The sequence below is a fragment of the Microcystis sp. LSC13-02 genome (assembly GCA_002282935.1).
Lineage (GTDB): Bacteria > Cyanobacteriota > Cyanobacteriia > Cyanobacteriales > Microcystaceae > Microcystis.
The window spans coordinates 23,958-34,267 of the sequence record MTBT01000222.1; the positions used below are offsets into that span (position 1 = coordinate 23,958).

Annotated in this window: 8 protein-coding genes; 1 reads left to right on the top strand and 7 read right to left on the bottom strand. The window is 41.8% G+C overall.

Features of this window, described 5'->3' with window-relative positions; genetic code table 11:
- Window positions 1-82: 82 nt before the first annotated feature.
- The 5 genes from BGL89_RS13865 to pipX all read right to left on the bottom strand — a co-directional run bounded on the left by BGL89_RS13865 (window position 83) and on the right by pipX (window position 4,456).
- A complete protein-coding gene (locus BGL89_RS13865) occupies window positions 83-1,603 on the bottom strand; it encodes an ArnT family glycosyltransferase (protein WP_286826192.1) in 1,521 nt (506 codons plus the stop codon).
- 79 nt (window positions 1,604-1,682) lie between these two features.
- Window positions 1,683-2,495 carry a pyrroline-5-carboxylate reductase gene (gene proC, locus BGL89_RS13870; RefSeq protein ID WP_286826193.1) on the bottom strand — a complete coding sequence of 271 codons (813 nt, stop codon included), beginning with the start codon at window positions 2,493-2,495 and terminating at the stop codon, window positions 1,683-1,685.
- Between the two features lie 132 nt (window positions 2,496-2,627).
- Window positions 2,628-3,200: a cell division protein SepF gene (locus tag BGL89_RS13875; RefSeq protein WP_002796314.1), complete on the bottom strand. Its 573-nt coding sequence runs from the start codon at window positions 3,198-3,200 to the stop codon at window positions 2,628-2,630.
- 320 nt (window positions 3,201-3,520) lie between these two features.
- Window positions 3,521-4,180: a YggS family pyridoxal phosphate-dependent enzyme gene (locus BGL89_RS13880; protein ID WP_286826194.1), complete on the bottom strand. Its 660-nt coding sequence runs from the start codon at window positions 4,178-4,180 to the stop codon at window positions 3,521-3,523.
- Between the two features lie 3 nt (window positions 4,181-4,183).
- Window positions 4,184-4,456 carry a transcriptional coactivator PipX gene (pipX, locus tag BGL89_RS13885; RefSeq protein WP_002796317.1) on the bottom strand — a complete coding sequence of 91 codons (273 nt, stop codon included), beginning with the start codon at window positions 4,454-4,456 and terminating at the stop codon, window positions 4,184-4,186.
- A 516-nt stretch (window positions 4,457-4,972) separates the two neighbouring features.
- Between pipX and BGL89_RS13890 the strand changes: the two genes are divergently transcribed.
- Entirely contained in the window at window positions 4,973-6,514 is a 1,542-nt protein-coding gene (locus BGL89_RS13890) for an NAD(P)H-quinone oxidoreductase subunit N (RefSeq protein WP_286826195.1), read from the top strand.
- 99 nt (window positions 6,515-6,613) lie between these two features.
- Here BGL89_RS13890 and BGL89_RS13895 read toward each other — a convergent pair whose 3' ends face one another.
- Complete coding sequence (locus BGL89_RS13895; protein ID WP_286826196.1) at window positions 6,614-8,647, bottom strand: N-6 DNA methylase; 2,034 nt, start codon at window positions 8,645-8,647, stop codon at window positions 6,614-6,616.
- A gap of 371 nt (window positions 8,648-9,018) precedes the next feature.
- Window positions 9,019-10,110, bottom strand: a complete 1,092-nt coding sequence (ychF, locus tag BGL89_RS13900; RefSeq protein ID WP_286826198.1) for a redox-regulated ATPase YchF — start codon at window positions 10,108-10,110, stop codon at window positions 9,019-9,021.
- Window positions 10,111-10,310: the final 200 nt, after the last annotated feature.

Below are 10,310 nucleotides of genomic sequence, written 5' to 3' on the forward strand. Positions count from 1 at the left end.
ATCCTATTTTCTTGCACTAACATCGGACTTTAACAGGTCAAAAGCTTTATTTTAAAAGGGTTTTACCATTATTCAGCAGACCCTAATTAGCCTTACTTTTATATTCTTGCCAAGTTTTCGGACTGATAAAGAGAGTTCCTTTTTCTTGCTTGTCGGGAAACTGGATATAATTTTTCTCTAAATAATCCTTGAGTTTTGATGATTGCAGAAATTCCTTTTCAAATCGATAGAGAAAAACCAAATCGGGCTGTCTTTTTTCGATAACTTCTAGGATAAAATCCCCATCAAGATTCTGATTGATAAATCTCTTTCTGGTGATGACAGCAGTTTCTGGTGGTGTTTTCAAGAAATATTGATATATGTAGTGAGGATTATCGGTTAACAGAAGTTTATCGGAGTTTTTAAATTTTTCAAACACAGCTTCTGCTAAAAGAGGTTTATACCTTTTGTTAAATTGAACGTAGGCATTAATTGAGGGATCACGATTGGTGATTATTCTTAAGGTATTAAAGATAAATTGACCAGACAGGGAGAGAAAAATCAGCATTTTAAGTATTAATACTCTGGTTATTTTGCGATTTTGCTGAAATTCCCCGAGGCTATCAGTAATTTTTAACTGTTCGACAAATAAGGCAATTATCCAAACGGCAGGAATAATTAAATGGATATAATAATAAGGCCAAATTGGGGCGACTGTGGCAAATCTAAATAGATTAGAACCTAACCAGACCAACGGCGGTAAAAGTGGTATTATATTGCGAGTAAAAACCATCGCTATAATAGCGATCACTGTGACTATCAGATAAATTGGTTCCTGTTGTAGGGCGCTTTGTAAGAGAGTCAATAAGGTGAGATTTTCTTCACCGAAACTAGAGGCAACACTGACATGAGATTTAATGATATTTGCGTAGGAAAAAGGAAAAATAGTCAGGGAACCCAAGACAAAGACTAAAACGACAGCGACTGACCAAATAACAATATCAATGATTCTTTTAATAAAACTATTCTGTTGATTAAGAAAAATAATTAAAGCTACAGTTGGGATAATAGTAATGCCTGAAAGTTTAATTTGCAGGGAAAAAACGAAAGCAATGGCACTGAGTAAATACAGCCCATACTTAAGCTTACCCGTGAATTGAAGGGCTTTAAAGATAATAAAAATACTTAAAATTGTAAAAAAAAGTGAGGGTAATTCCCGCAACATTGTCGTTGACAGGGTAATATAAACTAGACAGGTTGAGAGAATGAATACCGATAAACAAGAGGCTAATATTCCGCAATTAACTCTCAGAATTAGATAAAAAATTCCTAACATAATTGTGGACAAAGAAAGCACCATAATGCGCGCCGCATGGATAGTAAATCCTGTCACGCTTAACCAACCATTTAGTAAAATAGATAAACCCGATAAATGATCGTGCCAAACTTGTTCGTAGAGACGATAACCTTGTTTAGTGACGTAGGCAAGTACCATGGCCACCGCTTCATCAAAATTAAGGATATAGGGATAATGAAGCGGGACTTTCCAGAAAACAATCCCTAGAAAAAAAACTGCAATGGCAATTAATGCCATTAAATCAAAACGATAAGATTTCTTATTCATACACTTTTTCTGGACAAGAATTGCTGCGTATCTTATCACAGATCGAGACATCAATTATGGGTAAAAAAAGATACAAAGATTACTTTTCGGAACTACGCCCTAAATCTTTAGATCTATGATAGGCCGCCACTACTGCCTCGATAATAGTCGATCGAAAAGAGCCTTTTTCTAATTGTCTCACCCCAGCAATCGTGGTTCCCCCGGGGCTAGTGACGCGATCCTTTAATTCTCCCGGATGTATGGCCGATTCTTTTAATAGGGTTGCCGTCCCTAAAACTGTTTCTAGGGCCAATTGAGACGCGATCGCTCGCGGTAATCCGGCCGCCACACCACCATCGCTTAAAGCTTCCACCATCAAGGCCACAAATGCCGGGCCCGATCCCGATAATCCCGTTACCGCGTCCATCAAAGCCTCGGGAACTTCCACCACCGAACCGACGGCCGCAAAAATATCTCTGGCTACGGCCAGATGTTCCGGTTCCGCATGACGACCGGCTGCGATCGCTGTAACTCCTTGTCCCACCGTGGCCGGGGTATTGGGCATCGTCCGGATCACGGGGCGATCGGGAAAGCCCATTTCTAAGCGATTGAGGGTAACTCCTGCTAAAATCGAGATAATCAAGGGTTTTTCGGGTATTCCCAGCAAACTATTCACTACTTGCTCTAAAATTTGCGGTTTTATCGCTAAGATTAACACCTCAGTTGCTCTAGCGGCTTCCCGGTTATCCTCACTGACTTGTACTCCGTAGGTATTAACCCAAAAGTTGCGCCGTTGGGATTGGGGTTCACTGACTAACACCGTTTCGGGACTATAAATATTTTTTTTTAATAAACGGCTGAGAATGGCCTCGGCCATGACTCCACCACCAATAATTCCTAAACGAATAGACACAGTATTATTTAAAGTAAAAAGTAAAAAGAAAAAAAGGCAGATTTAGAGATCTTACCCCCAAAAAAACGCATCCTCTCGAGAATCGATCGATTTCTAGCTTCGACAAACTTAACGAGAGGACTATGGGAGGATTCATTGAGCTAATCGACTGCTTTCGGCTCCCCAAGCAGGTGCGGGGGAAACGGGACGAGCCATTTTCGGGTTGTCGGTGATATCGTGAATAGTTCCGGAAAGGGTGCTAACTTTAACGCAGCTGGGGGTAAATAGGAAAATACTCTCACCGATGCGTTCTTGATGACCATCAATCGCGTAAGTGCCACCGGCGACAAAATCCACGGCTCTTTGTGCTTCTTCGGGATCCATGACGTTGAGGTTTAAAACCACCGATTTGCGTTCTCTCAGGGTTTGGATAACTTGGGGCATTTCCTCGAAGGAATGGGGCTCGATCACTACTACTTCTGCATTATTGTTGTTAATACCTGGCATACCGATCACGTTGCTTCTGTTGAGTCCCATAGATGTGGCTGTACTGAGATTTAAAGGTTCGCGTTGACGACGATTGAGGGGATCTTCTTCTTCGTTTTGATCCCTATCTTGGGGGGAAGACTTTTCCCAGTTCATTTCTTCGTAGTCGGTTTCGTCTTCGTCTTCTGGTTGTTCGGAGATGCCGACAAAATCTTTGAGTTTGGTAAAAATGTTGTTCACAGTCTAAGTGTCCTTCAAAAGATTTTTTAGGTGGTCTTGGCTAGAGTCGGGGTTATTTTAGTGGCCTTTAACAACTTTTGCTCTTACTTGGTACAGGGGAACTATTTTGTTAAGGGTTCGTCATTCTAGTCGTCTGGAGACAGAGGTTAGTTCCCTCTTTTCAGTTATCAGTTATCAGGGGATAGTTTTCAGGGATTGGGAAAAAGTCAATTCCTCATTTCTAACCACCGGTTTCTAGACTAGACGCTGTAATTTTAAGATATATTGTCACCGATTATTAAAATTTCTAGGGGTTTTTTCTGTAAATTTACGGAGATGGCTTAGTAGATGCGATCACCAAAGATGCTGGTTCCCACCCGGATCAAAGTGGCTCCAGCCTTGATGGCGAGAGGATAATCGTTAGACATCCCCATGGATAGATGAGGCAGGCATAAACTAGAGCTATTCTCGATTATTTGGGCTAAATCGCCGGTTTTTTCAAAGGCGGCTAACTTTTCCCCGGCGGATAATCCCTGGGGCAGAATTGTCATCAAACCTTGAATTTTTAGCTGTTTACAGTTGACTAAAGCGGGAATATCTGCTAGTAATTCGTCCGTGTCCCAACCGAACTTATCGGGATCGGGGACAACTTTCACCTGTAGCAAAACTTGGGGATTAATCTCTAATTCCGCCGCTAGGCGATCGAGTCTTTGGGCTAATTTTAAACTATCGAGGGAATGGATTAAATCAAAAGATTCTAGAACTTTGCGGGCTTTATTTGCCTGTAGATGCCCGATAAAGTGCCAAGAAATATCTGGGAGGTCTTTTAGTTCTTGCTGCTTCGAGATTGCTTCCTGTAGCTTACTTTCAGCAAAATCTCTCACTCCTGCTTGGTAAGCTTGACGGATATAATCGCTCGATACCTGTTTACTGACGGCAATCAGGCGCGTGGAGGGGGGTAGGGTAAGACGGATTGACTCGATACGACTAGTGATCGTCATGAACTAGACTGAAAAGGTTTGTTGATAAGTTTGGTTGAGACTGTTAAATTCTTGCATATTACTGCGCCGTCGCAAATTCCGCAGCCGGTTTTCCACTAAAAGACGAGCATCGGAACGACTAATCGGATCGAACGAGACTTTTTTGGGACCCACCGTCACCAGAAAAAAAAGACGTTGGGCATAAAGAGTGGTAAATAATTCCTGATGTTCTTCTAATAGACAGACTCTGTATAATAGACCGAAAGTGGGATGATTGAGATAGGTTTCGTTACTCATTCAAGCGATCGCTAAAGGAAAAGGATTGAGCGAACTAGAAAGTTTTTCAACAACAAAATCAAGCGGATGGCTCACAAACAACTGATTTTTCGGGTGTTTCCCCTAGCTTGATTTTACCAGAATCCTTCATTGACAACTAACGATGCCAGTCTATGTCATGATTTCCTGAGTTTTCACTTTTTCCCTGTTAACGTGGATACATCTCGGTGACAACTTGTCACCATCAGAAATTAGCTCGGCTGCAAAAATCAAAGATTTTCATTTAGCTGAGGAGACTCCGAGACTCCGAGACAGGAGGATAAAAAAGACAATAGACAACTAAAATACCCATAAAAGCTAAGATTATATCAAATTTATCAGGTTTTTTAGATATTTTAACTCGATAGCGGCGATCGGTGAACTGAAAACTCACATCTGATCACTGATAACTGATAACTGATCACTGAATCACTGATGAAATGCCCTAAGCTTGTATTAAGCCTTTTTTAACTTCAAATTCCTTTAACCTCAATCAATATGGATTTTTCTAGTCTTGTTGCCAGTCAGCTAAACGCCGGTGCTATCTGGCCTGAAGGAATCCTGATTATTACCCTGATGGTGATTTTAATCGGCGATTTAATCGTGGGACGGAGTGCCAGAAGTTGGCTGCCCTACGTTGCGATCGCTGGTCTGCTCGCTGCTGTGGTTGCTCTCTATTTTGCCTGGGACAATCCGAAACCGGTGGCTTTTTTAGGGGCTTTTGAGGGGGATAATCTCAGTATCGTCTTTAGGGGGATTATTGCCCTTTCTACCGCCTCCACAGTGCTGATGTCTGTCCGTTATGTGGAACAAGCGGGAACTTCCCTAGCGGAATTCCTGGCCATTATGCTCACCGCAACTCTCGGAGGAATGTTCCTATCTGGCGCTAGTGAATTGGTGATGATCTTCATCTCCCTAGAAATGCTCAGTATTTCCTCCTATCTAATGACCGGTTACATGAAGCGGGATCCTCGCTCGAACGAGGCCGCCTTAAAATACCTGTTAATTGGAGCTTCTAGTTCGGCGATTTTCCTCTACGGTGTTTCCCTTCTCTACGGTTTATCTGGAGGTGAAACCAGTTTAAGCGCCATTGCTCAAAAATTAACCGCTGTTAACGGTGGTCAGTCCCTGGCCTTGGCGATATCATTAGTTTTTGTGATTGCCGGTATCGCCTTCAAAATTTCGGCGGTTCCCTTTCACCAGTGGACTCCTGATGTGTACGAAGGTTCACCCACTCCCGTGGTCGCTTTCCTCTCGGTGGGTTCGAAAGCGGCGGGTTTTGCCCTAGCAATTCGCCTATTAGTGACGGTTTTCGGTCTAGTCAGCGAACAATGGCGGTTTATCTTTATCGCCCTAGCAATTTTGAGTATGATCCTCGGCAACGTGGTTGCCTTGGCCCAAACTAGCATGAAACGGATGTTAGCCTATTCCTCGATCGGTCAGGCGGGTTTTGTCATGATTGGTTTAACCGCCGGTACTGACGCAGGTTACTCTAGCATGATTTTCTATCTGTTAATTTACCTGTTCATGAACCTAGGCGCTTTTGCCTGTGTGATTCTCTTTGCTCTGAGAACCGGAACCGATCAGATCGCTGAGTATTCGGGACTCTACCAGAAGGATCCGCTCCTAACCCTCTGTTTAAGCATCTGTCTGCTTTCTTTGGGCGGAATTCCGCCTCTAGCGGGCTTCTTTGGCAAGATTTATCTATTCTGGGCCGGTTGGCAAGCGGGACTTTATGCCCTCGTCCTCGTGGGTTTAGTCACCAGTGTGGCCTCGATTTACTACTATATCCGTGTGGTCAAAATGATGGTGGTCAAGGAACCCCAAGAGATGTCCGATGCGGTGAAAAATTACCCCGTTATCAATTGGACTCTTACCGGGATGCGTCCCCTACAGGTGGGTATTGTCCTCTCCCTAGTGGCGACTTCCCTAGCTGGTATCCTCTCCAATCCTCTCTTTACCCTAGCGACGGATTCCGTCACCACTACCCCCATCCTACAATCGGCGGCCCTGGCGACGCACATTTCCCAAGCGAATTGAGAATCCCTGTTGATTTATGCCAAGTATTCTAGTCCTGTCTTAAGGTTGGGATAAATCAACCACCTTAAGACTTGTTCTAGGCTTAACCTGCTTTTTGCCTTACTCAAATTGGCCAAGTAAAAGACTCATTTCGTTAACAACATTCTCACTTGCTTTTAACGCTTCTTTTCTAATTGCTTGAATTTCAGCCATACTTTTTACTATTCTCTGCTGTTCAGATTTGGGTGGAATAGGCACTAAAACTTTTGACAAATCATCCACTAAAATAGTAGGAATAGCATGACCTGTCATGTACCTTTTAATCTGGCGCAAAAAAAAGTCTGTTCGCATATATACTAATAAAAACAAAGGCTCGACTCCCTGAATATTTCTTAATACCGAAAATCCATTTGAGCAAATTGCTCCGTCTTCATCTTCCGTGATTAGGGCTGTTGCTTGACGTGGGGTTCCTGTACTTGCTCCTGAAATTGCTGTAATAATATCACCTTTGTACACTCTATATGTTGCGCGAGATGGAGCTTCATGTGCTTTGATTATTTGTTGAGAAACAACTTGCATTGTACGATAATCAACATCGGCAATAGCTATATATCTAATTTCACTGTCCTTGGCTAAACGAAAATCAGCTGAATCTCTCAAAATATCGGCAATTTCACCTAAAGGTTTCGCCCCAATAGATTTTAGATGTTCTAATAATTTTTGGTCATTGGGTAAATAATGTTCGGCATCCAGTCTCGAATTGAGCAGGGTGTTCTTAACTGTATAAATACAATCGCTGTTTTGTGCAAATTCGCCGTTGATAAATGACGTAAAAGATTGAGAAATATCATCTATATCATCGTCAACTATTGGCAAACCTGATTTTGTTTGGGCTATAACTCCAGACTCGTTGCGCTTATATGTTGTTTGTCCTTTAACGTCATAGCCTATTTTTTTGATTTGTGCCATAAAACAAGAATCATTGTTTGCTGGTAATTTTTGAACTACTAAAAGTGATGTCTTGATTCCTGTGCCATAAGGTACAAAAGCTTCTGTGGGGATGGAAACAACACCTAATATTTTTGCTTGGGAGCGCAACCAATAGCGAATCGGTCCATTAGAGATATTTTGTAATAGACCATCGGGTAAAACAATTGCCATGCGACCACCTGCACGCAATAATTTTATAGATTTCTCAATAAATAAAATATCGGGCGACTGACCTGCTAAAACGGTTGGGGAAACTTCCCAACCATTGGACGCTGATTTATGCCATTTCCGGGCAAGAAGATATGATTGAAGAATTTTCTGGTCTTCTACTTTGCCTTTATTTCCAAAAGGAGGATTGGTCAAGATAACATCAAAAGAGTTATTTAATTTTTCATCTTCGATAAGCGCATTAGTGCAGATAATTTCTGAACCTGTGCCACCTTCAAAAACTAAACGAATCATTCCCGAAAGGGCGACATCGGGATTAAATTCAATTCCCGTAATACTTTCTTGCACAAAAGTTGCTATATCGAACTCTGGGTTATTTTGTCGAACATGGTTTATTGCTTGAATTAAGAAACCACCACTTCCGCAAGCAGGATCTATAATTTTTTCTTTTGGTTTGGGGTCTATCATTTCAACCGCAAGGCGTACAATTGGGTGAGGGGTAAAAAATTCTCCCCTATCTCCACGCTGGTGTCTATTTACAAAAGTTTGAAAGGCTTCACCTTTTATATCGCCAGATGTTTTACTTAAATTGATGTACTGTAACTTTCCTACAATATAAGCAAGAGTCAAAGGTTTTAACTTGAATGTGTCATCGGTGAAAAATCCCCGATAATGATTCTTGATGGAGGTAAATAATTGACTGAGACGCGACATAAATTCATCGGACTTATTGGCTACGATGGCTTTATATTCACTTGCTGTAACGCCAAAATTTACCGATTGCTTGGCAGATTTTTCATCATGAAGTTTGATGATGATTAGTTTAACCATCTCGTGAAAAATCTTGTCTTTAAGCATTCCTTCGTTGGCGTAAATATAATTGTGGCACTCTTCAAAAACTGCTGCAAGATTGTTAGAAGGCCGTAATTCCTGAATTTGCGGGAGTTTTTCAGGTAACAGGCTGTCTTGGGAAAATAACAATCCTTGCTCTTTCATTTACTGCGCTTGATTTGACCGTTTCCCCATGCGGGTTGTTGAATAGATAGACTATTTTTAGCCTCGACTGCATTCCTAACAAACCAGTCTTTTAGTGGACAGAAAGCATCGCCATCTTGATTAAACAATAACTTGCTCCTATACTCTGATTGTAGAATATAAATTAGAGTATGTCAAGAGATAAAAAATTCAGTTTAATGTTAACCAAAGTGAGTAAAAAAAGCTTAGAGATTGTTTAGGGCAGAAATCTTGAGGGATTATATCAAAACATTGCAGACGACTGAATAAATTCAGTCATGCTCTCGTGTTATTTTAGTAAAATTGTTTAGCCTTTTGATCAGGTGGGTGGCACTCACCTGATTTATTTTTAGCTATACATTAAAACGGAATAGTAAAACATCACCTTCTTGAACAATGTATTCCTTGCCTTCACTTCTGACTAAACCTTTTTCTTTAGCGGCGCTCATTGTGCCACTATTAACTAAATCCTGATAAGACACGGTTTCTGCACGAATAAAACCCCGTTCAAAATCCGAGTGAATAACTCCGGCTGCCTGGGGTGCTTTCATGCCAGAAATAATCGTCCATGCGCGGGTTTCTTGGGGACCGGTGGTGAGATAGGTACGCAGTCCTAATAACTCGTAGGTAGCTTTAATTAAAGATTTTAATCCCCCTTCTTCTACTCCTAAAGAACCGAGAAAATCTTTTCTTTCTTCTTCCGACAATTCCACCAATTCCGATTCCACTTGAGCAGAAACGATCACAACTTTTGCCTGTTCCTGTTGGGCAATTTGACGGACACTTTCTACCCAATCATTACCCGTGGCCAGATCATCTTCGCTAACATTCGCGGCATAAATAATCGGTTTACGACTCAATAAACCGAGATTTTTAATTAACTCTTCTTCCTCTTTGCTTAAATCCACTTTTCGCGCCGAAATACCGTCATTAAGACAAATTAGGATTTTTTCAAGGATAGCCAATTCTTCGGCGGCTTCCTTGCTATTTTTCGCCTGTTTGCGTAAACGTTCCACCCGCTTCTCCACCTGTCCCAAATCCGCTAGAGCTAACTCTAGATTAATCACCTCGATATCGCGGGCCGGATCCACAGAACCGGAAACATGAATAATATCATCATTATCAAAACAGCGCACCACATGAACGATCGCGTCCACTTCCCGGATATTAGCCAAAAATTGATTACCCAATCCTTCCCCCTGACTCGCACCCTTGACTAATCCGGCGATATCGACAAATTCGATCCGCGTCGGCACGATTTTCTCAGAATTAGAGATTTTAGCCAAAACCTCCAGACGTTCATCGGGGACGGATACCACACCCACATTCGGTTCAATGGTACAAAAGGGAAAATTAGCGGCCTCGGCCTTGGCATTAGCCACCAGAGCGTTAAATAGGGTCGATTTCCCCACATTTGGCAGTCCCACGATTCCAGCTTTTAACATAAAAATTGCTTGATAAACATCATTCCGACCTCTCACTATATCAGGCTGCCTCTCGTTTTTGTGAATCCAGTTGATGAGAAAGACTGTGGATAGTCAACAGCTTAGTTAACATTTATCGAAAATTTGGGTTAAAACCCCGTCCTTTTAGGACGGCTTTAAGCTACAATGGAAAAAGCGATAACCAAGCTAAAAACTGAACC